This window comes from Nocardia sp. NPDC060255, from assembly GCF_042727395.1.
GTDB lineage: Bacteria > Actinomycetota > Actinomycetes > Mycobacteriales > Mycobacteriaceae > Nocardia.
This window is the reverse complement of sequence record NZ_JBHXAU010000018.1, coordinates 75,238-99,886: the sequence shown is the minus strand read 5'-3', so window position 1 is coordinate 99,886 and position 24,649 is coordinate 75,238. Positions and strand designations below refer to the sequence as shown.

20 protein-coding genes are annotated in these 24,649 nt (G+C 67.0%); 9 read left to right on the top strand and 11 right to left on the bottom strand.

Annotation, left to right across the window (positions count from 1 at the left end):
- The first annotated feature begins 24 nt into the window (after nucleotides 1–24).
- On the top strand, nucleotides 25–1,005 hold the full coding sequence (locus ACFWF1_RS29005; protein ID WP_379288344.1) for a substrate-binding domain-containing protein: 981 nt from the start codon (nucleotides 25–27) through the stop codon (nucleotides 1,003–1,005).
- Nucleotides 1,006–1,114: 109 nt separating this feature from the next.
- Nucleotides 1,115–1,363: a hypothetical protein gene (locus ACFWF1_RS29000; RefSeq protein WP_379288346.1), complete on the top strand. Its 249-nt coding sequence runs from the start codon at nucleotides 1,115–1,117 to the stop codon at nucleotides 1,361–1,363.
- Here the strand turns inward: ACFWF1_RS29000 and hrpB are convergent.
- From hrpB to ACFWF1_RS28985, 3 genes are read right to left on the bottom strand one after another with little or no spacing between them, the layout of a single operon-like run.
- Entirely contained in the window at nucleotides 1,360–3,792 is a 2,433-nt protein-coding gene (gene hrpB / locus ACFWF1_RS28995; protein ID WP_379288348.1) for an ATP-dependent helicase HrpB, read from the bottom strand. The genes ACFWF1_RS29000 and hrpB overlap by 4 nt on opposite strands.
- Complete coding sequence (locus tag ACFWF1_RS28990) at nucleotides 3,789–4,286, bottom strand: SMI1/KNR4 family protein (RefSeq protein ID WP_379288350.1); 498 nt, start codon at nucleotides 4,284–4,286, stop codon at nucleotides 3,789–3,791. The genes hrpB and ACFWF1_RS28990 overlap by 4 nt, the downstream gene beginning before the upstream one ends.
- Nucleotides 4,287–4,294: 8 nt before the next feature.
- The gene (locus ACFWF1_RS28985; RefSeq protein ID WP_379288352.1) at nucleotides 4,295–4,558 is read right to left on the bottom strand and encodes a hypothetical protein; all 264 of its coding nucleotides are present in this window, start codon (nucleotides 4,556–4,558) and stop codon (nucleotides 4,295–4,297) included.
- Nucleotides 4,559–4,706: 148 nt separating this feature from the next.
- Between ACFWF1_RS28985 and ACFWF1_RS28980 the strand changes: the two genes are divergently transcribed.
- Nucleotides 4,707–6,050: a family 1 glycosylhydrolase gene (locus ACFWF1_RS28980; protein WP_379288353.1), complete on the top strand. Its 1,344-nt coding sequence runs from the start codon at nucleotides 4,707–4,709 to the stop codon at nucleotides 6,048–6,050.
- On the opposite strand, the gene ACFWF1_RS28975 is transcribed toward ACFWF1_RS28980, so the two are convergent.
- The 3 genes from ACFWF1_RS28975 to ACFWF1_RS28965 form a co-directional block, all read right to left on the bottom strand.
- A complete protein-coding gene (locus ACFWF1_RS28975) occupies nucleotides 6,051–7,247 on the bottom strand; it encodes an MFS transporter (protein WP_379288355.1) in 1,197 nt (398 codons plus the stop codon).
- A 51-nt stretch (nucleotides 7,248–7,298) separates the two neighbouring features.
- On the bottom strand, nucleotides 7,299–7,637 hold the full coding sequence (locus ACFWF1_RS28970; RefSeq protein WP_379288356.1) for a hypothetical protein: 339 nt from the start codon (nucleotides 7,635–7,637) through the stop codon (nucleotides 7,299–7,301).
- Between the two features lie 108 nt (nucleotides 7,638–7,745).
- On the bottom strand, nucleotides 7,746–8,519 hold the full coding sequence (locus ACFWF1_RS28965) for a ferritin-like domain-containing protein (protein WP_379288358.1): 774 nt from the start codon (nucleotides 8,517–8,519) through the stop codon (nucleotides 7,746–7,748).
- Between the two features lie 124 nt (nucleotides 8,520–8,643).
- Between ACFWF1_RS28965 and ACFWF1_RS28960 the strand changes: the two genes are divergently transcribed.
- Together ACFWF1_RS28960 and ACFWF1_RS28955 are read left to right on the top strand one after the other, a co-directional pair.
- Nucleotides 8,644–9,243: an HD domain-containing protein gene (locus ACFWF1_RS28960; protein ID WP_379288360.1), complete on the top strand. Its 600-nt coding sequence runs from the start codon at nucleotides 8,644–8,646 to the stop codon at nucleotides 9,241–9,243.
- Between the two features lie 145 nt (nucleotides 9,244–9,388).
- The gene (locus tag ACFWF1_RS28955) at nucleotides 9,389–10,135 is read left to right on the top strand and encodes a thioesterase II family protein (RefSeq protein WP_379288362.1); all 747 of its coding nucleotides are present in this window, start codon (nucleotides 9,389–9,391) and stop codon (nucleotides 10,133–10,135) included.
- On the opposite strand, the gene ACFWF1_RS28950 is transcribed toward ACFWF1_RS28955, so the two are convergent.
- Nucleotides 10,136–10,708, bottom strand: a complete 573-nt coding sequence (locus ACFWF1_RS28950; protein ID WP_379288364.1) for a TetR/AcrR family transcriptional regulator — start codon at nucleotides 10,706–10,708, stop codon at nucleotides 10,136–10,138.
- A 123-nt stretch (nucleotides 10,709–10,831) separates the two neighbouring features.
- Between ACFWF1_RS28950 and ACFWF1_RS28945 the strand changes: the two genes are divergently transcribed.
- Together ACFWF1_RS28945 and katG are read left to right on the top strand one after the other, a co-directional pair.
- Complete coding sequence (locus ACFWF1_RS28945; protein WP_379288365.1) at nucleotides 10,832–11,275, top strand: Fur family transcriptional regulator; 444 nt, start codon at nucleotides 10,832–10,834, stop codon at nucleotides 11,273–11,275.
- A gap of 37 nt (nucleotides 11,276–11,312) precedes the next feature.
- Entirely contained in the window at nucleotides 11,313–13,547 is a 2,235-nt protein-coding gene (gene katG, locus ACFWF1_RS28940; RefSeq protein ID WP_379288367.1) for a catalase/peroxidase HPI, read from the top strand.
- Nucleotides 13,548–13,604: 57 nt separating this feature from the next.
- Here katG and ACFWF1_RS28935 read toward each other — a convergent pair whose 3' ends face one another.
- The gene (locus tag ACFWF1_RS28935) at nucleotides 13,605–15,419 is read right to left on the bottom strand and encodes a CHAT domain-containing protein (RefSeq protein WP_379288368.1); all 1,815 of its coding nucleotides are present in this window, start codon (nucleotides 15,417–15,419) and stop codon (nucleotides 13,605–13,607) included.
- Nucleotides 15,420–15,612: 193 nt separating this feature from the next.
- Nucleotides 15,613–17,553, bottom strand: coding sequence for a potassium transporter Kup (locus ACFWF1_RS28930; RefSeq protein ID WP_379288370.1), 1,941 nt, complete (start codon nucleotides 17,551–17,553; stop codon nucleotides 15,613–15,615).
- 806 nt (nucleotides 17,554–18,359) lie between these two features.
- Between ACFWF1_RS28930 and ACFWF1_RS28925 the strand changes: the two genes are divergently transcribed.
- Nucleotides 18,360–21,500, top strand: coding sequence for an FAD-dependent oxidoreductase (locus tag ACFWF1_RS28925; RefSeq protein ID WP_379288372.1), 3,141 nt, complete (start codon nucleotides 18,360–18,362; stop codon nucleotides 21,498–21,500).
- A gap of 41 nt (nucleotides 21,501–21,541) precedes the next feature.
- On the opposite strand, the gene ACFWF1_RS28920 is transcribed toward ACFWF1_RS28925, so the two are convergent.
- On the bottom strand, nucleotides 21,542–22,735 hold the full coding sequence (locus ACFWF1_RS28920) for an MFS transporter (RefSeq protein ID WP_379288374.1): 1,194 nt from the start codon (nucleotides 22,733–22,735) through the stop codon (nucleotides 21,542–21,544).
- Between the two features lie 235 nt (nucleotides 22,736–22,970).
- Here ACFWF1_RS28920 and ACFWF1_RS28915 point away from each other — a divergent pair, with 235 nt between their 5' ends.
- Nucleotides 22,971–23,867 carry a LysR family transcriptional regulator gene (locus tag ACFWF1_RS28915; RefSeq protein ID WP_379288376.1) on the top strand — a complete coding sequence of 299 codons (897 nt, stop codon included), beginning with the start codon at nucleotides 22,971–22,973 and terminating at the stop codon, nucleotides 23,865–23,867.
- Nucleotides 23,868–24,009: 142 nt separating this feature from the next.
- Here the strand turns inward: ACFWF1_RS28915 and ACFWF1_RS28910 are convergent, their stop codons facing one another.
- Nucleotides 24,010–24,438, bottom strand: a complete 429-nt coding sequence (locus ACFWF1_RS28910; RefSeq protein WP_379288377.1) for a pyridoxamine 5'-phosphate oxidase family protein — start codon at nucleotides 24,436–24,438, stop codon at nucleotides 24,010–24,012.
- Nucleotides 24,439–24,649: the final 211 nt, after the last annotated feature.

Here is a 24,649-nt window from a genome sequence, read left to right as displayed (position 1 = left end):
TCCAAATCCGTTCCAGGAGTACACATGTCATCCACTCGTCGCTCGGTTCTCATGGCGATCGCGCTGTGTACGGCGGCCGTCGCAGCTACGGCCTGCGCGTCCAGCCCACCGAGCCCCTCCGACGGCGGCCAGTTCGTCGTCGGCTACTCGCAGTCGAACAATGCCGAGCCCTACCGTGCGCAACTGAACCTGCAGCTGCAGTACTTCGCCAAGCAGCACCCCGACCTCAAACTGCTCCCCATCACCGATGCGCACCAGGACAGCGCGACGCAGGTCAGTCAGGTGCAAACCTTCATCCAGCAGAAGGTCAACGCGCTCATCGTCTCGCCCAACGAACCCGCACCGCTCACCGCCGCCGTGCAGCAAGCCTGCGACGCGAAGATCCCGGTGATTATCCTCGACCGTACCGTCAGCACCGACTGCTACAGCGCGTTCATCGGCGGCGACAACTACGCCATCGGCAAGCTGGCCGGCGAGGCGGCCGTGCAGGCGCTGCCCAACGGCGGCAACGTCGTCGAGCTCCGCGGCATCCTGTCCGATCAGCCACAGATCGACCGCGACAAGGGTTTCCGCGACGCCATCGCGGGCCACAACCTCACCATCATCGAGGAGCAGGAAGCCAAATGGCTGAAGGCCAACGCCACCACGGTCATGCAGCAATGGCTGTCCAAGGGTGACAAGATCGGCCTCGTCTACGCGCACAACGACGACATGGCGCTCGGCGCCCAACTCGCCATCCAGGGCGCGGGCAAGGCCGGGTCCATCCAGATCATCGGGGTAGACGGCCTCGCCATCCCCACCGGCGGCATCCGCGCGGTCCAAAACGGCCAGCTGCTGACCACATTCGTGTATCCGACCGGTGCCGAACAAGCGGTCGACACCTTGGTGAAGCTGCTGCACAACCAGTCGGTCGAGAAGAAGCAGGTGCTGTCGACGACGCGCGTGACTCCGGAAAACGCCGCCCAGATCTACCAGGAGTACGACATGTCCGGCAAGGTGGGCTGAGCTCTCAATACGATCTGAATACATTGCGTTAGAGCAACATTCGTGGCGTTCTACGATGGATGCGAGGGGATGGTGCGGACTTCCCTGCGGCACGAATGGAGAACGTCTCATGTCGGATATGAACAAATGCAATCTTATCTACTTCGAAAATCCTTCTATGCGTGGGTTGTTCGAGTGCATGGAGGATTGGCAGCAGTCGGTTAATCGGCGGCTGTTGTCGATCAGTATTCAGCAGGATCGGGACAACTACTGTTGTATCGCGCTGACCAATCCGACCGAGGTCGTGATCACCAGTCCGGATGGGCACAACCACGCGAATGTCAGTCGGTTCGGCATGCTGGCGGTGGACCCCGGCTAACCGCGGCCTGCGTTGCGGGCGGTGCCGCGATGGGCGGGGACGGTGGTGGGGTCTTCCGGCCAAGCGTGTTTGGGGTAGCGGCCGCGTAGGTCCGCGCGGACCTGGGGCCAGCCGGTGCGCCAGAAGGAGGTCAGGTCGGCGGTGACCGCGACCGGGCGTTGGGCCGGTGAGAGCAGGTGCAGCAGGATGGGGACGCGGCCGTCGGCCAGGCGCGGGGTATCGGTCCAGCCGAAGACTTCCTGCACCTTGACCGCGAGGACCGGCGGGTCGGTCGAGTAGTCGAGGCGGGGGCGGCTGCCGGACGGGACCAGCAAACGTTCGGGCGCGAGTTCGTCCAGGCGGGTGGCCTCGGGCCAGGGCAGTAGGCGGCGCAGGGCCTGGCCGGCGTCGATGCGTTCGAGGTCGGCGCGGTTGCGCGCGGTGGCCAGTTCGGGACCGAGCCAGCTGTCGGCTGCGGCGAGCAACGACTCGTCATCGACTGCGGGCCAAGGGCTTCCGAAGACGCGATGCAGGAATTCGAGACGCTGACGGAAGGTGATCGCGTCGGCATTCCAGCGCAGCACGCCGAGACCGGTCGCGCTCAGTCCGCGACGCAGTGCGGCGGCGAGCAATTGGCGATCTGGTTCGCGAATCCGTTTCTCCGACAACACGATCGCTCCCAGTCGCTCGACTCGACGGGCGACCACCTCGCCGTCGATCCAATCGACCTCGTCGACGGTCGTCAGCAGACTCGACGCGGCACGGCGGGCCAGTTGTTCGTCCGCGACCGCGGCCAACCGTATCCACCCGTCGGAACGACCCGGATCGCGCGTTGCCACGCCGACCGCCAGCCATTCCGCATCGCCCATGCCGGAGCCGGGCGGCAACGTCACCGCGGTGCCACCGACCATGAGGTAGCTCGACGATCCCGGACCGCGTCGTCGCGCCAGTCTTTCCGGATGAGCAAGTGCGACAACGAAAGCCGGATCGTCGACGCCGTCCGACGCATCGACCAGGCGGGCCAGCCGTTCGACCTCACGCCGCCAGCGCGCCGGTCGCTCGCGCCGCAGCACCCGCAGACCTGCCGTGAGATCGACTCCGGCGATCAGGGTGTCGTCGTCGAGGACGGTCACCACTTCCGCCGCCGCCTGCGCACCGACCACGGCCGCCCCGTCGAGCAATGCCCGTGCCAACCGGGGGTGCAACCCGATCCGGGCGATGCGCCGCCCCCGATCTGTCACCGCGCCGTCCTCGTCGACGGCGCCCAACGCGCGCAACACCTCCCGGCCCGCCGCCAGCCCGCCGGGCGGCGGCGCATCCCACCAGGCCAGACCATGACCGTCGGCCGTGCCCCAGCACGCCAGTTCCAGCGCAAGCCGGGTCAGATCCGCCGTCCGAATCTCCGGCTCCGGATACGCGGGCAGCGTGCCGTTTTCATGTTCCGGCCAGCAGCGCCACACCCGGCCCGGCGCTTCCCGCCCGGCCCGCCCGGCGCGCTGCTCCGCCACCGCCGCCGAAACTCGAACCGTCGCAAGGCCGGACAGTCCGCGCCCCCGATCGATGCGCGGCACCCGCGCCAGTCCCGAATCCACCACCGCCCGCACGCCGGGCACCGTCAAGCTGGATTCCGCGACCGCCGTGGACAACACCACTCGCCGCCGCGGCCCTGGCCGCAACGCCGTGTCCTGCCCGGCGGCGGAGAGCCTGCCGTGCAACGGCACCACGTCCACGCCGTCCAGGTCGGCCAGAAGTGTTGTCGTCCGGCGAATTTCGGCCGCACCGGGCAGGAAGACCAGCACGTCGCCGTCGGTTCCGGCGAGCGCGGCCCGGGTCGCGCGAGCCACCTGCGCCTCGACCCGCTCCCGTGGCAACGACGGAACATACGTCATCTCAACCGGATAGGTCCGCCCCTCGACCTGCAGCACCGGCGCCGCCCCCAGCAGCACCGAAAGCCGTTCAGCCGCAACAGTCGCCGACATGGCGAGCACCCGAAGATCCGGCCGCAACCCGGCCCGCGCATCGAGCAGCAACGCCAGCAACAGATCCGCGTCGAGATGCCGCTCGTGGCACTCGTCGAGCACCACCACATCCACCCCCGCCAACTCGGGATCGCCCTGCAACCGCCGCACCAGCAACCCCGACGTGACGACCTCGATCCGTGTCCCCTTCCCCACCCGCCGATCCCCGCGCACCGAATACCCGACGGTCTCCCCCACCGACTCCCCCAGCAGCGAGGCCATCCGCCCCGCCGCCGCGCGAGCCGCCAACCGCCGCGGCTCGGCCACCAACACCCGCCCCGCAGTCCCCGCCGCCAACGCCAACGGCACCAACGTCGTCTTCCCGGTCCCCGGCGGCGCGACCAGCACCGCGGTCTCGCGCTCCGCCAACGTCCCGACAATCCGATCGAGCGCACCGCGAACCGGCAGATCAGGAAGCTCGGGCAGTTTCATTCAAACGCCTCGGCCGAGGTCAGTCCGCGCAGGAACGTCTCGAAGTCCGGCACGAGGACCACCGAGGTCTCCCGATCCGCATCGAACAACGCCACCGACGGCTCACCCTGCGGCCCACAACCGCGATAGTCCAGCCCAACCCAGTAGTGCCCGTCCCCATCCAGCAGCACAATCGGCGCGGGCAGCCCCCACTCCTCCACCAAATATGGCGTATCCAACAACGTCAAACGGCCGTCGGCCCGACCGATCCCCATGACCTCGTCCAACGGCACGTACGGATCGAACCCCAGCGTCGGCACCGAAACCGGCAGCGCACTCCACCGCTCGGCGACGGCCCCACCGTTCTGCACCCGCAAGAGCCGCACCAACGACCCGGGCAACGCAACCCCCAACTGCTCCTCGGCCTCCCGAATCGCCGCATCGGTCAACGAACCGAGAACCCCATACCCGGAGTCATCCCAGAACGACGCCACCACCTCATCCAATGTCACCACAGTGCGAATCATACGAACAATGCGAGCCCGGCCCCGACGACGACTTTTTCCCCGTACGCACGGTGACTGTGCTCGAATCCGGGCGGCGTCCAAGTGAGCCGATCCGCGGGTGCCACCCAGGTGCCGAGTTCGGTCGTGGTCGCCAGCACACCGGTGGACGGATACAGGAACTGTCCGTGCCGATGCACGGCGATATGCGTCCCATGGCCCATCCGGCCGTGCTTGGTCGTGTCGAAATCGAACTCGGCTGAGACCTGGCGGGTTTCCGGCATCTTCGTCCAAAGTACCAGAACCTTCGATGCGCGAAACCGTGTGCGTCCCTGCCACATTTGCGCGCCACGGGGCGGCGACTCGCGGAGACGAGCACCGACTATCGTGCGATCCACCTGTCCCTGGCGCGCATCCAGTTACCCTGAGGTGATGCGATTCCGGTTCCGTAGGTATGCCTTGGCCGTACTCGCCGCCGCTGCGTCGACGATGATGTTGTGCACGAACGCTTCTGCGGCCCCGCCGATCCAGCCGGCCGCCGCGCCGCTGGACAGCGGCTTTCTCTGGGGCGTGGCGTCCTCCGGATTCCAATCCGAAGGCCATGCGACCGACAGCAATTGGACGCGCTACATCCCCGCGCACCCCGACTACGACGCGGTGCAGGACTCGGTCGACTTCTATGACCGCTACGCCTCGGATATCGACGCCGCGGCCGGGCTCGGTGTGCGGGTGTTCCGGATCGGGATCGAATGGGCCCGGGTGGAGCCCGCGCCAGGAGTCTGGGACGAGAACGCATTCCGTTTCTACGATGCCGTCATCGCGAAGATCGAACAGGCCGGGATGCGGCCGATGATCACCCTCGACCATTGGGTGTACCCGGGCTGGGCGGCCGACCGCGGCGGCTGGCGCAATCCGGGCATGGTCGGCGACTGGCTGGACAACATGCGCAGGGTGGTCGATCACTACGCCTCCCGTAACCCGCTGTGGGTCACGGTGAACGAGCCCGCCGCCTATGTCTCGCAGGAAGTCCGGCTGAACGCCACCAATCCCGGTGACATGCTGGACCGGATCGCACAGTCGCACAACGCCATCTACGACTACATCCACCAGGTCCAGCCCGGCGCGCAGGTGACCAGCAACGTCGGTTATGTCGCGGGCTCGGAAGACCAGGTCAACGGGCCATATCTCGATCGCATCGGGGGCAGGCTCGACTATGTCGGCATCGACTACTACTTCGCCTTCGATCCCGCGCAATCGCTGCTCAGTTCCATCACCCGGGCCCTCGGCTCCGCCGCGCCGAACCTGCCCGGCATGAACATCTGGGATCTGCCGTTGCGCACCGAGGGCATCTACTATGCGCTGCAACACTATTCGCGCCGCTTCCCCGGCAAGCCGCTCTATATCGTCGAGAACGGCATGCCCACCGACAACGGCCGCCCGCGCGCCGACGGCTACTCCCGCAGCGATCACCTGCGCGACACCGTCTACTGGATCCAGCGCGCCAAGGCCGACGGCATGAACGTCATCGGCTACAACTACTGGAGCCTCACCGACAACTACGAATGGGGCAGCTACACACCACGATTCGGCCTCTACACGGTCGACGTGCGCACCGACCCCGGCCTCGGCCGCCGCCCCACCGACGCCGTCGGCACCTACACCCAGCTCATCGGCGACGGCGGCGTCCCCGCCGACTACCGCCCCACCCGCGCCCCGGCCCTCTGCATCCAGATCGACCCGCCGGCCAGCTGCCTGACCCCGGTCGGCGTCCCGTAGTCACTCCCCGATCAGTACGACGGCGGCTGCCGCGAATGCCAGTATCCCGGCGCCGACGGTCTGCACTCGGTAGTCGAACGCGGCCACCATCGCGCTGCCCAGCGGCAGCGCCACCGTAATCGGCGCGAAGACCAAGGTATTCGTGGTGGCCGCGACCCGACCGAGCAGCTCGTTCGGAGTGTCGCGCTGTACCGCGGTGAACGCGGTGATGAGCGGGCAGGGCAGTCCGAGACCGATCGCGAGGCTGCCGCCGAGGACAACGGGAAACCACGGGGTTGTTCGCGCGAGAACGCCGAGTGCGAAAAGGGCGATGCCGCACGCTGCGAACGTCCGGTCGGAGGTTCGCCGGAGCAATGCGCCGGCCAGGAGACCGCTCACGACCGACCCGAGCCCCTGCACCGGCGTCAGGACACCGACGAAGGTGGCGGAACGATGCAGACCCGTGTCGAGCATCGCGAAGGTCGCACTGCTACTCAGGCTGGACGCCGCCATGGTCATCCCACCCGCGAGGACCAACGAGCGCAGCGCCCGGTGCTGCCCGATATACCGGACACCCGCGGCAAGCTCGGCCCGCCAAGTCCGGCCGATCGGCTTGACAGGTGGCGGCTCATGGATTCGGAGGAACGCGAACGCTGCGGCGGCAAGCAGAAAGGTCACCGAGTCCAGCAGCGCGACCGCGGTGCCACCGAAGCCGACGAAAATGCCGACTCCGGCCGCGGGCGCAACGAGTTTCATACTCTCGATCGCCGTGCGTACCAGCCCGTTGAAGTCCGCGCGCAATTCTGCCGGCACGGCGGTGGCGACCAACGCGATCTCCGCCGCGTCGGCGAGCACCGCCCCGATCCCCACCACGGTGAGCACCGCGAACAGCAACCACACCCATTCGCGCGAGTGCAGGCCGAACAACACCGTCAGCACCGCGGCCAGGGTCAGTTTGGTGACGATCAACAGCCGGCGCCGTCGGACCCGGTCGGCAACCGTGCCGATCGCAGGTCCGAAAAGCGTAGGGAGCCACACACAAAAATTGACGAGGGCGGCGAGGCTGTTGGAGCCGGTGAGCGACTTGACCCAGACCCCGGCGACCAGCAACATCGCCGAGTCGCCGAACCCGGAGACAATCACTCCGCTGAGATAAAGTCCCGCGTTGCGGTCTCCGAGGACCTTGGCTACACCCCACCCCGCCGTCTTTCGACGCATCCCGCACCTTAACCCCGATCATCCGATGATGGGATGCAAAGCCGTGAGCCACTATTCGATACGTCGTCGCCGATCGCGGACGGTCACCGAGATCACCGAGCGGGCGAGCGCGCGGAGGTCATCGGGGATGAGCAGGGGTTCGACCGCGCCCTCGAAGCCTTCCAGGATCACACCGTCGGGCCAGCTCACCTCGTAGCGGTACCAGCAGCGGACCTCGCTGGGATGGTAGGGCAACTCGAGCTCCAGGCGGACCGCCATCTCGACCAATGCGGCCGCTACCTGCGCGGCGCCACCGGTGTTGGTCACCTGCCACCACAGCGGGCTACCCCGGTCGTCCTCGGAGATTTCGACCAGGTACATCAGCTTGCCCCTGTCGCTGAACTCGGTCACATCTGACACCCTGCCAGAACAGGCGGGCCTGGCAAACCAAAACCGGTGCGCGGCGGCGTATCTCGCCGGGCGCATGCGGCCGGATCAGCGTGTCGGTTTCATCCGATATCAGTGCTTCGAGAACCCGAGCGCCGCACGCAACGGCACCGGCCCGCTGTCCGGGATCGCCCGGGTGCCCGTCGAAACAGCAGTCGGCACAATACCTTTGAACAAGGCGATGACATCGAGCACGAACCCGCCGCGGCTGACACCCAGCTGCCGCAACGCGGGCCCGTGGTCCGCCGCGACCACCATCGTGGCGCCGACCAGCACGATCCACCACAGCAAGACCGGAATCAGCCGGGCCAGGCCGGAGGTGTTCGCGAACGCGACCCGCAGCCGGTGACAATGGAACGGCACGTGCCGCAATTCGTCGTTCAGGATCAACCCGGCGACCTGAGCGGTCAACGCATCATCGGTGCCGTCGCGCAGTGCGCGGTAGTACCGCAGCGCAACCACCTCGGCGACCATCAGCACCATCAATTCCAGCCGCAGACCCAGCGCACGCCGGAGCCGAACGAACACCGTGTCGCTCCAGTGCGCGTGAATAGTCGCAGACCCGCCCGCCTCGAGCAGCAAACCCAACATCCGCGCGTGATTGATCTCCTCGGCGACGAACAGCCGCACGGCGGCGGAGTACGCCGGATCTCCTGCTGCTCCGGCCTTCGCGATCAGATTCGCCCCGTCCCCACTCTCGCCGACCTGGAACCGTTGCACGCTGCGCGCCACCGCCGGATCGAGCCGCGCACCCCGCGCCCAATCCGGATCCCCCGCCGCCGCCCGCGCGACCTGTTTCGCCTCGAATTCGGTTGCCCACCGCGAGAACTCGTCCACACCCTGCATACCGGCCTCCCTGCTCGTCGGCTCGCCCGGCGGCGAACTTGAAGGCAAACTTAGGCAACGCTTGTGCAGTTCCCTGGCGTCAAACGTGGAGATCCTGTGCAGAACCGCCTGGCACAATAAGCCCGTGAAGCTCGAAGACATCACGATTCCGGATTCCGTGAGTTGCCGCGCGGCGACCGAAGTCGCGGCGGCCTACTGCACGCCCGCCCTGTTCAACCATTCGATCCGCTCGAATCTGTGGTCCGCGGGTCACGCCGAGCTGAACGGCATCGACTTCGACGCCGAACTGCTCTATGTCGCGGCGCTGCTGCACGACCTCGGCCTGGTCGACGAGTTCGACAATGCCAGTCTCTCGTTCGAGATCTCCGGCGGCCACCTGGCCTGGGTCTTCGGCGCCGCCGCCGGTTGGCCGGTGCCACGGCGGGTGCGCGTCTCCGAGGTGATCGTCGCGCACATGGCGGACAGCGTCGACGTCGCGATCGACCCCGAAGGCCATCTGCTGGAACACGGGACCTCGGTGGACATCTCGGGCCGAGGATGCGACGCGCTGCCGCCGGAGTTCCGGAGCAGCGTTCTCGAACGCCACCCCCGACTCGGGCTTCCCGAAGAATTTCTCGCCTGCTTCCAGGCCCAGGCCGGTCGTAAACCGACCAGCTCGCCCGCGGCGGCCCTGCGCAGCGGAATGGCCACCCGAGTCTCGGCCAACCCACTCGACCGCACTTAGGCGCCGGAACCTCCACTCCGCCACAGCGATTCGCACCGTGCCCAAGTAGTGGTCTGCTGGTAGCCGGGACACCGGACACCGTGCGCGTCGGCGGACTCCCGGCAATACTGGGTTGGTTCGAGGAAACACAGTGAGGGAGTGACGAATGAGCACGGCGAAAACCGATGCGTGGGTCCGACGCTTCCATCCGGCCCCCGACGCCGCGACCCGGCTGATCTGCTTCCCGCACGCCGGCGGCTCGGCCACCTACTACTTTCCGGTCTCCCGTGCGCTGTCCCCGGACATCGACGTACTCGCGATCCAATACCCGGGCCGGATGGATCGGCGCAACGAGCCGTGCGTCGAGGACATCCACGAACTGGCCGACCTGGTGGTCGAGCAGCTGACTCCGTGGCTGGACCGGCCGTTCACCCTGTTCGGCCACAGCCTGGGCGCCACGCTGGGATTCGAAGTGGCCCAACGACTATCGGCCACAGGCGCGCATCCGCTTGCCCTGTTCGCGTCCGGCCGCATGGCACCGTCCCGGCATCGCGACACCAACTTCCACCGCTTCGACGACCGCGCCCTCATCGAGCAGATCGGGCAACTGAGCGGCACCGACGCCAAGGTCCTCGACGACGCGGAAATGCTGCGCCTGATCCTGCCGACGATTCGCGGCGACTACAAGGCCGTCGAGACCTACCGCATGCGACCGGGACCGCCGCTGACCTGCCCGATCACCGTGCTGACCGGTGACGACGATCCCGAGGTGACCCTCGACGAAGCGCAGGCCTGGGCCGAGCACACCAGCGGCCGGTTCGAGATGACGGTGTTCAACGGCGGGCACTTCTTCCTCACCGATCATGTCGAGGCGGTGCTGACCCAGATCAGCGCACAGGTCGCGGCCGCGTAATCACATGTCGCACAATGCTTCCACCGCGAGCGCGAGCTGCTCGCCGTCCACCGTCGCGGCGGCGGGCGCGATCAGTTGCGTCATCGCGAACCCTTGAAAAAGATTGAAGTACAGCGTGGCGACAGCTCGCGCCTGCTCGACCGACACCTCGGGATGCGTCTCGCGCAAGACGTCCGCGAGGTCGCTGATCGCGGTCTCGGTGGCCTGCGCCATGAACTCCTTCGACTCGGGCGACCGGGCGATGAGCATGCCGTTCTCCGCGCTCAACAGCAGCGCCTCGTGGTTGGTGCGGATCACCTCGAGCAGCCCGGCCCAGGTGGGCGCCACCGACTCCCGCAGCGTTCTCCCCGCGCCCCCGGCCCGGATCGCCGCCTCCATGCCGTCGCCGACCTCGCCGCCGAGCCCCTCGGCGATCGCCTCGGTGATCAGCCGATCCTTCGAACCGAAGTGGTAGCCGATGGCGGCCAGGCTGACCCCGGCGGCGCCCGCGATATCGCGCGCGGTGGTTTTGGCGAGGCCGCGTTCGAGCACGGCCTTGCGCGCTCCGGCCAACAGGTCTTCGCGATTGCCCATCAGAGGAGAATACCAGCGTCTTAGACATTTGTCCCATGCGGGTCCACCTGGGCAGACCCGCATCTCGGCACGAATTTCCGGAAACCGCCGCGGCCAAGACTTGAATGAGTAATACTTCGGAACGTGTCCAACTCAGCCGAATTCGAGCGGATGCTGCGCGGCGCGGCTCTGCGGGTGACGGCACCGCGACTAGCGGTGCTCACCGCCGTGCACGCCCACCCCCACGCCGATACGGACACCATCCTCGGCCACGTGCGCCAGACCCTCGGCGCGGTCTCGCACCAGGCGGTATACGACGTGCTGCGCGCACTGACCGCCGCGAAACTGCTCCGGCGCATCCAGCCGATGGGCACCGTGGCGCGCTATGAGACGCGCGTCGGCGACAACCACCACCACCTGGTCTGCCGGTCCTGCGGCGTCATCGTCGACGTCGAGTGCGCCGTCGGCGAGGCGCCGTGCCTGACCGCTGCGGACGACAACGGTTTCGTCCTCGATGAGGCCGAGGTCATCTACTGGGGCCTATGCCCGGCCTGCGCGGCGCTACCGGCGTCGCTACCCAACCCGTGAACACAGCCCGATTCACTCACTCCCGAAAGGAATTGCCGTGCCCGAGGAAACCCCGCCCATCGGAGAGGCCAGCACGGAGCCCGCGCAAAGCGGTTGCCCCGTAACGTCTGCCCGCCTCAAGTACCCGACCGAGGGTGGCAGCAACCGTGACTGGTGGCCGAACCAGCTCAACCTGAAGATCCTGCAGAAGAATCCCGCCGTCGCCAACCCGATGGACGCGGACTACAACTACGCTGCGGAATTCAAGACGCTCGATCTGGCCGCGGTGAAGCAGGACATCGAGGCCGTGATGACGACCTCGCAGGACTGGTGGCCCGCCGACTACGGCCACTACGGTCCGTTCTTCATCCGGATGGCCTGGCACGCCGCAGGCACCTACCGCATCAACGACGGCCGCGGCGGAGCCGGTGCGGGCATGCAGCGGTTCGCGCCGCTGAACAGCTGGCCCGACAACGCGAGCCTGGACAAGGCCCGCCGCCTGCTCTGGCCGGTCAAGAAGAAGTACGGCAAGAAACTGTCCTGGGCCGACCTGATCGTCTACACGGGCAACGTCGCGCTCGAGTCGATGGGCTTCGAGACCTTCGGTTTCGGTGGCGGTCGCGTCGACCAGTGGGAGCCCGAGGAGGACGTCTACTGGGGTCCCGAGCACACCTGGCTCGGCGGCGACGAGCGCTACACCGGCAAGCGCGACCTCGAAAACCCGCTCGCCGCAGTGCAAATGGGTCTGATCTACGTGAATCCGGAAGGGCCCAACGGCAATCCGGATCCGCTGCTCGCGGCCACCGACATCCGCGAGACGTTCCGCCGGATGGCGATGAACGACATCGAGACCGCCGCGCTGATCGCGGGCGGCCACACCTTCGGCAAGACGCACGGCGCGGGCCCGGCCGATCACGTCGGCCCCGAGCCCGAGGCCGCCCCGCTGGAGGAGCAGGGCCTCGGCTGGCGCAGCACCTTCAACACCGGCGTCGGCAAGGACGCGATCACCAGCGGTCTGGAGGGCGCCTGGACGCCGACCCCGCGGACCTGGGACAACAGCTTCGTCGAGACCCTCTACGGCTACGAGTGGGAGAAGACGAAGAGCCCCGCCGGTGCGTGGCAATGGATTCCGAAGGACGGCGGCGGCGCGGGCACCGTGCCCGACGCGCACGACTCCTCGAAGTCGCACACCCCGGTCATGCTCACCACGGACCTCTCGCTGCGCGTGGATCCGATCTACGAGCAGATCACCCGTCGCTGGCTCGACCACCCCGAAGAGCTCGCGGCGGAGTTCTCGAAGGCCTGGTACAAGCTGACCCACCGCGACATGGGCCCGATCGTCCGCTACCTCGGCCCGCTGGTCCCGCAGGAGACGCTGCTCTGGCAGGATCCGGTTCCCGCGGTGACGCACGACCTCATCGGGGCGGCCGATATCGCCACCCTCAAGAGCCAGATCCTGGCGTCGGGTCTGACTGTGCCGCAACTTGTCTCGACCGCGTGGGCCGCCGCGTCCTCGTTCCGCGGCAGTGACAAGCGCGGCGGCGCCAACGGCGGCCGCCTGCGGCTGCAGCCGCAGCGCGGCTGGGACGTCAACGAGCCCGATCAGCTCACGCTGGTGGTGCCCGTGCTGGAAGGCATCCAGGAGGCGTTCAACTCGGCGCAGACCGGGAACACGCGAGTGTCGTTCGCCGACCTCGTGGTGCTCGGCGGCGTCGCGGCGGTCGAACAGGCCGCCAAGGCCGCCGGTTTCGACATCGAGGTGCCGTTCGCCCCGGGTCGTACCGATGCCACGCAGGAACAGACCGACGTGGAATCCTTCGCCGCGATGGAGCCGAGCGCCGACGGCTTCCGCAACTACCTCGGCAAGGGCAACCAGTTGCCCGCCGAGTACCTGCTGATCGACAAGGCGAACCTGCTCACGCTGAGCGCACCCGAGCTGACCGTCCTGATCGGCGGTCTGCGCGTGCTCGGCGCGAACTACCACGAGTCCTCGCTCGGCGTCTTCACCGCCACCCCGGGGTCGTTGACCAACGACTTCTTCGTGAACCTGCTCGACATGGGCACGAAGTGGGAGCCGACCTCGGCCGACGAGGGCACCTACGAGGGCAAGGACCGCGCCACCGGCGCGACCACCTGGACCGGCAGCCGGGTCGACCTGGTCTTCGGGTCCAACTCGCAGCTGCGCGCGCTCGCTGAGGTCTACGCCACCGATGACGCGAAGGAGAAGTTCGTGCAGGACTTCGTCGCCGCGTGGGACAAGGTGATGAACCTCGACCGGTTCGACCTGGCCTGATCGGTCAACTCGTGCGGCACCCCGCGAACTGATGCAGTTCGCGGGGTGCCGTGCTGTTTACGCACCGTATGCGGTGAAACCGGCCCAGGTGAAGCTGCGATCGCCGCGCTCGAACGATGCCGTGATCGCCGCGCCGAGTGCGACGCGACCTTCGTCGCCCGCCTGCAGTGCGCGGTGCAGATCTGCCAGGAACGCGATCGTCGCGCGGGAATCGATAACCGGTAGCGCGGAAGCGATTACGGTGCGTGCGCCGGCCGACAGGAACACCGCTGGGAAGCCCAGTAGTTCGTTCGGCAGGGTTGTCACCGCTCCTCCGACGTGGCAGGCGGACAGGACGATCACCCCGCCCGGTGCCACCGGGCGGACGAGGAATTCGCTGAGTGAGATCGGGTTCTCGCCGAGGAGTAGCACCGAGTTGAACACCGGCTCCTGGACCAGCACACCATGGCAGGCGAAGTGCACGACGGCGGCCTGTTCGATGGTGTCGAGGATGCCGCCGTCCGGGTGTGGTGCTCCCAGGTAAAGGGCTTGGTAGTCGGCGATTTCGCGTTGTCTGCTCGGTGTCATCGAGCGGATGCGAGCAGGTGCGTCGTGCGGGTGCGGAGCAGCGCCGGGTGGTCGCGGGTTCACCGCCTGTGTCCCGTGTATCGCGGCTATCGCGTCGCCTTCCGGCCCGATGTGAGGCAGGAAGTCGTCGCCGGTCGACGGGTCCGCCGCGACCACTACGAGACGCGAGGTCGGTCTGGGCGGCAAAGTGGCGGAAAGGAAGATGCTCGCGCTGGGTACGACGGTCATCTCGAACTGCAACTGGGCGGGCCGCTCGTCCACCAGTGCGCCGCCGAGCGGCAGGGTGGCCGCCGCGCCGACCGGGGCGAGCGCGAAAGCCGTCAGGTCGGGCCAGTGCGCTCGGACGACCGCCAGGCTCGCCGCGCCGAGTTCGGTCAGGACCTCGGTGAGTTCGTTGTGCAGTATCGCGGCACCCGGACCGTCGATCTCCCGCCGCCGGTAGAGGTCGCTGAGACGGGCCTGCCACGCGCGCACCCGCTCGCTCGTGAAGCGAGGAAGGTCGATGCTGACGGTTCGGCCGATACGTGCGCTGTCACCGTAGGTGCGAAATGCCGCGCCGCCGACCGGAGTTGCGACGACGTAGACGATGTCACGTCCCGAGCGCATCGCCGCGAGCTCGGTAACACAGTGCCGGGCATCGGCTTCCAGCGTGATGCGGTGGACGGGTGCCGCCTCCACCTGTTTCACCTGGCGGGCCCGGAACTCCTCCAACTGCCGGTTGATCATTCGGGTGTCGCTGTCCCGGTGATCCCAGAATTGCTCCGATCGGAGGGGCGCGCCCCAGTGCTGATCCTCTTGCGAGAGTTCGATCAGCTGCTGCGGGTCGGGGTCGAACGCGCGAATGGCGGTCATCACCTGCGTCGCCAGATACAGGCTGCCCGAGACGTTCTCCAGCAGCATCGGCGCGAACGCGGGCATCGAGCAGCGGTGATTCGCGTAGGCGCCGAGCTCGAAGGCGAGCTGATTGGCCGCGCGCAGCGGCATCTGGGTTTCGTCATGCTGCCAGAACTGGGCCACCGCGTGCGCGTAGGCGCCGGCATGCATCGTCGCGGTCAGCGCCACCCGGAACCAATTGCACTCCGGCAGTTGCGATTCCAGGACAATCGCCCAGCGCAGCACCTGTGTGCCGATCAACGACTTCTCGAGATCGGCGCCCATCGTCGGCACGAATTCCAGGACGAACAGGTTCAATTCGGCCAAGGTCGCGCGCACCTCATCGAGCGAACCCGACTCCTCGGCGGCGGTGACGCGTTGTTTCAGATGCTCGACCCGGCCGAGCAGCGTCGGGTCGAGACGATTCGTCATTCCGTCGAACACGTCAATTTCGGATCACCAGTCTCGCGCATCACGAAAGCTTCTGCGTAACAACAGCTTATCGATACGCACGGGAACGCGATGTCCACCAAACGACCTACAGCCATCGCGCGGCGGCCGAGGTACGAACCAGTCCCGACCGGTCCGTACTCGGTATCACGCTGATCGACAACAGATTTGCGCGTTACACCTCGACCCGCTCACCCATGATCACGGTCCGCTCCCCCGGCAACCCGAAGTACTCGGCGGCGTCGGCGGTGATGTAGGACGTCGCGATGAACAATCGCTTGCGCCAGTCCGCCATCGTCGGTTCGGGTCCGCGCTTCAGCTCGATCTTCGACAGGAAGTAGGACGCGTCGTCGACCGAGATCCGCCCTTCGGTCTGCGCCGGATCGAGCAGGCGCAGGATGCCCGGGATGTTCGGCGTCTCCATGTAGCCGAAATGTGCCGTCACATGGATGATTCCGTCGTCGACGTAGCCGAGCGCGTCGATCTCGGTGCGCTGCGCGTCGGGCACCCTCGGCACCGGCAGCGTGTCGATCGCCAGGATCACCACGTGCTCGTGCAGCACGTGATTGTGCTCGACGTTGGCCCGCATCGCCAGCGGCGCGGTCGCTTTGCCGCGGTTGAGGAACACCGCCGTGCCGGGGACCCGCACCAAAGGCGGCTTGCGGTCCTGCAATTCGTCGACGAACTCGCGCAGCGGGCCCTCCTTCGCCTCCCGCGCGCGGGTGACCACGTCGCGACCGCGGGCCCAGGTGCTCATCACCGTGAACGCCGTGAGCCCGATCAGCAGCGGCAGCCAGGCGCCGTGCACGAGCTTGGTCATGTTCGCCGCCAGGAACATCGCGTCGACCGCGAGCAACGGGATCGCGCCGAGCAGCACCAGCCACAGCGGCGTATTCCACTTGATCCGGGCGAGATAGAAGAACACCAGCGTCGTGATGGAGATCGTCGCGGTCACCGCCATGCCGAACGCGTAGGCCAGCGCCGCGGAACTGCGGAAGGAGAACACCAGCGTGAGCACCGAGAACATCAGCACCCAGTTGATCCACGGCACGTAGATCTGCCCGATGGTCGATTCCGAGGTGTGCGCGATCCGGAGCCGCGGCAGATATCCGAGCTGCGCGGCCTGCGAGGCCACCGAGTAAGCGCCGGTGATCACGGCCTGCGAGGCGATCACCGTGGCGGCGGTCGCCAGCAACACCAGCGGCAACCGCGCCCAGCCGGGCGCGAGCAGAAAGAACGGACTGCCGACGTTGCTTTCGTCGCCCAGAATCAGCGCACCCTGTCCGAGATAGCTCAGCACACATGCGGGCAGCACCAGCCCGAGCCAGCCGCGGGTTATGGCTTTTCGGCCGAAGTGCCCCATGTCGGCATACAGGGCCTCCGCGCCGGTGATGGCGAGCACGATCGCGGCCAGAGCGAAGAAGGCAATACTGAAGTGCCCGAACATGAAACTCACCGCATAGGTCGGCGACAGCGCCTTCAGAATTTCCGGATGCCGCGCGATGCCGGAGATACCGAGCACGCCGATCGTCCCGAACCAGAGGATCATCACCGGCCCGAACAGGCGGCCGACCGCCGCCGTGCCGCGCCGCTGCACCATGAACAGCACGATGATGATCACCGCAGTGATCGGCACGATCAGGTCTTCCAGCCCGGGCTGCACGATCTTCAGGCCCTCTACCGCGGACAACACCGAAATCGCCGGAGTGATCATGCTGTCGCCGAAAAACAGGGCGGCACCGAAGATCCCGACCCCCGCCAGCAAGGTGGCGGCCCGGCCACCGCGCCCGCCACCCAGCCGCCGCAGCAGCGTGATGAGCGCCATGATGCCGCCCTCACCGTCGTTGTTCACCCGCATCACCAGCGAGATGTAGGTGAAGGTGACGATGATCATCACCGACCAGAAGATCACCGACACAACGCCGTACACGTTGTCCGTGCCGATCGGCACCGGATGCGGATCGCCGGGGTTGAACACCGTCTGGATCGTGTAGATCGGGCTGGTACCGATATCACCGAACACCACACCGAGCGCCCCGACCACGACGGCGGTCCGCACCGGTCGATCCGCGCCCGATGCGGAATGCACCGGTGTCACCTCGACCCCTGTATCCATGACGCCTCCTCCTGCGCGGCCCGCATCCATCGCGAGCGTGGTTTGCCGCACGTCACTGTAACCACGCCGCGCCCGGATAGAGCGGTACGCCCGCACCGAACCGGCGCTTCGCGAGGTCGGCACGGCGTATCGCTCGAATAGCCGCTCAGCAGGTCGTTTTCAGGTAACGCCTGCGGCGAACTTCAGCGAATGAAGTCGAAGTACCATCCCGGACTTCTTTCGACCTTGCCGTTGAATTAGTAATCGCGCTCGCTACTTCAAGAAATGAAGGCGCGGTAACTGAATTCGGACATGACTCCCGCACGCCATCGGACACGCCATGACAACGCGCTGGCAAATGGCGATCCCCCTTGACAGACTTAGCACGCGGACCAGACGCTGGCCGAGGTCGAGAAGTACTGGCGCGCAGCCGAACCAGCGGGGTATCGGACCTGGTCCGGGTACCCGACACCACCGGTGATCAGAAGCGCGAACGGGTCACCCACGCAGACCGAACCGGACGGCCTGTGAATGCACGCCACGAGGCGCAAGCCACGGACACTTGAACCGGCGGCGAATTCACAGCATTGACATATGAATTCGCGTACTCTTATACACAAGTCCCATCGCGGATCGGTCGCTAGTTCATCACCATTGGATAACAGGCAGTCAGCGCTGTTCGCATGTGCACGCGCTGACGCCTGACTTACCTGACGATCGAGGTCAAACCGGATGTGCAGAGTGGTACAAACGCGCGCCCATGCGCGGAGCCGGTTGGTTGGGGATCAGGGCAGCGGGTGCCGAGCGCTGCCCAGTGGCGGTGCCGCATGAGCGCACCGCCCGATCGAACAGCCAACTGGCACAATGGGTTCCGAAGATTCGGCGGCCGTACCGGCATGCTGAGCGGTCCGCCGCTGATCGAGATCAGAGAACCGGGGCGAGCCGCCCGGCGGCTCATGCTGAGCGGCCCGGTGACCTTCGGCCGCAACGGCGACAACGAGCAACTGCGCGACGCCACCATTTCGCCGCGACACCTACGGCTGGTGCCGAGCCCGACGGCGCTGTCGGTGGTCGACCTGGGTAGCCGCAACGGCACCACGGTCAATGGCGTCCCGCTCACCGGACGCGCCGCGCTGACCACCGGCGACACGGTGCAACTCGGCGACACCGAAATCATCGTGCTGTACGAGCCGGTCACCGAACCGCTCGCCCGGATCGATCCGGACATGCCGAGCGAACCCCCCGCCCCCGCACCTCCGGTCGATCCGCCACCGTCGCCGTTGCTCACCCTGGCCACTCGGATGCTGGGCATCGATCCGACCGGGAAACGAAATCTGTTCCCCGCCGCCACCGAACTACCCACCCGCATGCCACGGACAATGTGGCACCTCGTGCGAATCGCCAGCATGGCCGTCTACTTCGAAATGATCGTCGCGATGTTCGTTCGACCCGCGGGCGGGTTGTTCGTCTTCTTCGGGGTGGTGGTTCCGCTATTACCGGGACTATTTCTGATCGCGCCGGGACTGTGGCGGAACAGCTGCCCACTGGCCGCGACGAACCAGATCCCGCGGGTACTGCGCTTCACCCGCGGCAAGAATCCGCCCGATTGGCTATACGCCCGAGGTTATCTCGGGGCAACCACGCTGTTCTTCGGCATCGCCGGGGCCAGGCTGGCGGGATTGGATCGCAACGGCGCGGCCGCAGGCATCGTGTTATTACTGGTCGCCGTCGCCGCTTTCACCGGTGGCGTGCTGTTCAAAGGCAAGAGCGGCTGGTGCAGCAGCATCTGCCCGTTGTTCCCGCTGCAGCGCGCCTACGGGCAGACACCGTTCGTCACCGTGCCCAACAGTCATTGCGAGCCGTGCGTCGGCTGCGCCAAGAATTGCTTCGACCTGAAACCGCGGGCCGCCTACCAATCGGATCTCAACGATCCGGAACTGGCCTGGAGCGCGCCGCGCAAGCTGTTCGCGGCCGCGTTACCGGGCTTCGTCCTCGGCTTCTTCACCCTGGCCGGGAAGACCGAAACCAGCCTGGTGCAGCGGTATTCGGTGCTCGGGCTGTTCATGATCGTCGCGGTCGGCCTGTTCTTCGCCCTGGAGGCGATGACACCGCTCAGCGTCGCGACGATCAGCGCCGGCTATTCGGCGCTGGCACTCAACATCTTCTACTGGTTCGCCGGAGTGACGCTGGCCCGGTCGTTCGCGACGGTCACCGGGCTCAGCGCACCGTGGTTGCATTGGCCGATCAGCCTCGCGATCCTGGTCGCCACGATCGTCTGGATCGCCAGGACCCGGGTCGTCGAACTGCAATTCGCGCTCAGCACCGGAACACGCACCGAACCGGTCCTGCTGTCGCTGCCGAAGGTGCGGCCACGAGACCCGGAAATATCCAGCGCGCCAGCGGCTTCGGTCACCTTCGACGGCGTTCAGGTGGACGCCGACAGTGGGATGAGTCTGCTCGACGTCGCCGAACGGGGTAAGCAGCCGATCGAAGCAGGCTGCCGCATGGGCGTCTGCGGCGCGGATCCGGTCGCGGTGCTCGACGGCATGTCCTGCCTGTCACCGCCCGGTCAGGACGAGCGGAACACCCTGCGGCGCCTAGGTTTCGCCGACAACACTCGGATGGCCTGCTGCGCCCGGATCAGCACCGGCAACGTCGAGGTGTCGTTGACACCGGAACCCGGCAGCGCGAACAGACTGCGACCGACGCGCTTCGATCGGTCCATCGTCAGCGTCGCGGTGATCGGCAACGGCATCGCGGGCGTGACCGCCGCCGACTTCCTGCGGCGCAACCACCCCGACTGCGAAATCCACCTCGTCGGACGGGAATCCCACCCGCTGTACAACCGGATGGGCATCTCGCGACTGGTGTACGGGCGCTCGGCGATGCAGGGCCTGCACCTACTACCCGAGCAGTGGTACGACGATCACCAGATCACCACCTGGCTGAACACCCTTGCCACCAGTATCGATCTCGCGGGCCGCCGGGTCTTCCTCGGCACCGGCGAGGCGCTCCCCTACGACCGCTTGATCCTTGCCATGGGCGCGAGCAGCGCACTGCCACCCATCGAAGGACTGTCGCGCCCAGGCTGTTTCGTGCTCCGCGAGGCCGGTGACGCGATCTGGATCCGCTCCTACGCCCAGCAATTCCGCTGTGCCACCGCGGTCGTCGCCGGTGGCGGGCTGCTCGGCCTGGAGGCCGCGCACGCGCTGCACCTGCTCGGCTTGCAGGTCACCGTGCTCGATCGCGGCGACCGGATACTGGCCAAGCAGATCGATGCTCGCTGTTCGCAATTGGTGCTCGACCATTTCACCAGGACCGGCATCCAGGTGCTGCGGCATGCCGAAACCGTCAGCGTCCTGGGCGATCCCGCAGTGCGCCGGGTGGTGCTGCGGGACGGCCGCGAGATCGACTGCGACCTCTTCCTGACCGCCACCGGCATCCGGCCGAATATCGATCTGGCCCGTAGCGCGGGCGTGCCCGTCGAACGCGGTGTCCTGGTGGACGATCGGATGCGCACGCGCGTCCCCGACGTTTACGCCGCCGGCGACATCGCCGAACTCGACGGACAGGTCTCCGGGCTGTGGCCGGTCGCGGCCGAGCAGGCGCAGATCGCCGCGGTGAACGCACTCGGCGGCGACCGGCCGCTCGCCGGTGCCGTGCCCGCCATGATCCTGAAAGGTGTTGGATTGGAGTTGTTCTCGACCGGAAAGGTCGAACCGGAGTGGGGCGACGAGGTGATCGTCATCGATCGCCCCGACTCCTATCGGCGGCTGATCCTGTCACACGGGCGCGTCGCCGGTGCCACCGTGCTCGGCCACCATCCCGGCGACCTGGCGGCCGCACAGCAGGCAATGAGTAGTCGGCTGCCGGTGCCGGTCACCGCGCGAGGCGCGCTGTACGCCGGGGACTGGTCGGTACTGACCCGCACCGAACGGACTGCCGGGCAACCGGTTCGAACGCCGTGAGATGCCCTGCCTGACCCCTCGACCAGGCAGGGCACCCTGCGTCAGCGCGCAGTCCGGGTGGTCGAAACGACCAGGGACGCAAGGATACTGAGCCCCGCACCGAACCAGAGCACCGCCGAGAGCGCCACGTTGTCGGCGATGATGCCGCCGAACAGCGCGCCGAGCGCGATGGCCAGGTTGAACATCGCGGTGTTCAGCGCGGTGGCCGCCTCGGTGGAGCCCGGCGCGGCCTGCAGGATCCAGGTCTGCACGCCCACCGGGATGCCGCCGAAGGCCAGGCCCCAGACGATCAGCAGCGCTAGGCCGGTGATCGGGGTGCCGCCGACGAGCGCGACGAGGGCGAGCACAACGGCGAGCACCGTGCTGATGGTGATCAGCGTGGTGCGGATGTTGCGGCCCGCCGCCACCCCGGTGATGAAGTTGCCTGCGATGCCCGCGACGCCGAAGGCCAGCAAGGCCGGGCCGACCATCGCCTTGTCGATGCCCGAGACGGACTGCAGGATCGGGCTGACGAAGGTGAACGCGGCGAAGTGGCCGCTCACCATCAGGAACGTCACCAGCACTCCGGCGCGGACCACGGGGTTGCGGAACTGCTCGCCGAGGGTGCGTAGTCGCACCGGCTCAGTCGCGGGCATCCGCGGCAGCAGCCACAGCAGTGCCACGACCACCAGCAGGCCCAGCCCGCCGAGCAGCCCGAAGGCGATCCGCCAGTCGGTCAACTCGCCGATCAGCGTCCCCGCCGGGATGCCGAGTACGTTGGCCGCGGTGGCGCCGCCGAACGCGATCGCCGTGGCCTGCGGAACATACTTCGCGGGCACCATGCGCACCGCGATCCCCGCGGCCAGCGCCCAGAAACCGCCGATGGCGATGCCGACCAGGAAACGTGCGGCCAGCAGCAGACCGAAGTTCGGCGCGAAAGCGGCCAGCACATTCGCCGCCACCATCAAGGTGATCAGGCCGAGCAGCACGACGCGGCGGTCCAACCGCCCGATCGCCACCGGCAAGATGGGTGCCGTCGCCGAGGCGACCAGTCCGGGCACCGTCACCATCAGGCCCGCCGTCCCCGGCGAGACACCGAGCGCACCGCTGACCGAGGTGAGCAGCCCGACGGGCAGTTGCTCGGAGGTCACCACCGAGAAGGTGCCGAGCGCCACCGCGGCGACCGCGAACCATCTTCGGAGCGGCACCTTTTCGGCTACAGAATCGGCGGCCGCGGGGCCGGCAACAGTCACCATGTCAATCACTCCTCATCTAGGAACATAAGCGTCAAGTAGCTTAGTGCTAAGATTTATTCCGGGCAGCACGGAACGCCCGAGCTGCTCGGGTGGGCCGGTCGCCGGTGGTTGCTCATGCCTTGCCGGCCGCGGTGACCTTCGACTTCGAGTCTTAGGATGTACTGCCTGCCAGCAGCGAACAACGACGAGAACAGCAATGCCGCATTAACCGCGGAGTTAACGAGATAGGGACTTCGTGGAACTGCGTGACATCGAGATCTTCCTGACGCTGGCCGAGGAGCTGCACTTCGGGCGCACCGCCCAGCGGCTCTGCGTCACGCCGGCGCGGATCACCCAGGCGATCAAGAAGCAGGAGCGTCACATCGGCGGCCTGCTCTTCGATCGGACCAACCGGTCTGTTCGATTGACACTGCTCGGTGAACAACTGCGCAACGACCTCGGCCCGGTGCGCGCCGGGTTGGAGGACAGCATCCTGCGGGCTCGAATGGCGGCGCGCAACCAAACGGCGCGACTGCGCGTCGCGCTGCTGCCGTTCAACACCGTCGGACTACGTCACTACTGGGTCGCGTTCCGAACTCGGCACCCCCAGTGGGAGTTACAGCTGCGCCGCGCCTTCGTCGACCCGATCGGCAAACTCCGCAACGGCGACTTCGACGCCCTGATCATCTGGCTCCCTATCGAAGAACCCGATCTCACCGTCGGCCCGATCCTCTTCACCGATACCCGCGTCCTGGCCGTCCCTGACGATCACCCATTGGCTTTGCGCTCCAACGCATCGGTGGAAATGCTCGCCGACTTCCAACACGCCACCGCCCCCGACATGCCGGACTACTGGGAAGACCAGTACCTACCGTTCTTCACCCCCGACGGCAGCCGAATCGAACGCGGCCTCAGCGTAACCGGCCCCGACGAACTCATCGACCTGGTCAGCACCGGCGAAATCGTGCACAGCTTTCCCGCCCACGTCACCCACTACTGGTCCATGCCCCACATCAACTGGCTCCCCATCCCCGACATGCGCCCCCTCACCTACGCCCTCGTCTGGCGCACCGGCACCGAATCCGCCCCCTTACGCGCCCTCGCCGAAATAATCGCCGACCTCGGCACCCCAACCTCCTTGAACGACCTGTAATTCCGCCGGAGATAGCGGAACGATTCTGTCCGCTAGGGGTGCCAAGGTTGCCGCTGAGATGCGCCGCCGGTGGTGGGGATCAGCGGCGCTTCTCGAATCAGTTTCGGCCTGCGGGCAGGTTCCCGTTGGGGCCCAGGGACTTTCAGTCGGTCGAGTAGTCCTGGGAGATCCAGCGGTCAGGGCGGATGGTGAAGAGGACGGATTGGGTGCCGTCCATGCGGGCGGCGAAGGCGCTGCCCTGCTCCGGGCCGAGGTAGCGGGTGGCGATCTCCACTCTGGCTTCCTGCGGGGAGGGGGTGGTGGCGTCGATGACGGTGCCCTCGACGATGACGTACTGGTAGGGCAGTTCTTCGCGCTGGACGGTGAGGGTGACCACGCCGGCCTCGCGGATGAGCCTGGCCTTGCGGCGCTCGGCGCCGGTGTTGACCCTGATGGTGCCGTCGGGGGTGTAGTCGTACCAGATGGGGACGCTGGCGGGCGGGCGGCCGTCGTCGGCTGCGACCGACAGCACGGCAATGTGCTTGCCTGCGAGGAATTCCTGACGTTCGGACTCAGTGAAGGGTCTCGGCATGTGATGTCGAACACCCCGATCGACGGCGTTATTCCCGCGCCCGCGTCGGCGTCCACTTGTGACAGTGCCCAATCCCGCAGTCGTGAAACTGTGCGGCAATCCGATCTGAAGTTCGCTGTGAAGTGGATCCCGGCGGACCGGATGCCGGTGAATGCGCGGTGCGATAGGCTCGGCCCGCGTAATTACCCGAGGCCTTATTCCGAACAGAATA